This window comes from Pseudomonas sp. 05N434, from assembly GCF_056396965.1.
The window spans coordinates 1-340 of sequence record NZ_JBFTMK010001216.1 but is presented as its reverse complement, the minus strand read 5'-3'; the positions used below and the strand labels follow the sequence as shown (position 1 = coordinate 340).

1 pseudogene is annotated in these 340 nt (G+C 59.7%); it reads right to left on the bottom strand.

Annotated elements, in window-relative coordinates:
* Nucleotides 1–340: pseudogene (locus AC1DLB_RS32500) on the bottom strand (beta strand repeat-containing protein); the annotation flags it as partial.

Genomic DNA, 340 nt, shown 5'->3' with positions numbered 1-340 from the left:
TCTGCACCGCCGCCACCAAACAGCACGTCATTACCGGCACCGCCGCTGATGATGTTGTCGCTGGCGTTGCCGTAACCGGTAAAGGCTGCCGCCCCGGTATACGTCAGGCGCTCAACGTTGGCCGCCATGGAGAAAGTGGCGTAGCTGGTACGGATCTCGTCATTACCGCCACCCACCTGCTCGATGATCGTGCCGCCAGAACCGTTGATGATGTAGACATCATCACCCGCGCCCCCATCAAGGGTCACGGTGCTCAGGTCAACGTTGAACGTGTCGTTGAACCCCGTACCGATGACCTTTTCGATGTTGACCAGGGTGTCGCCTTGCGCGTCACCACCAA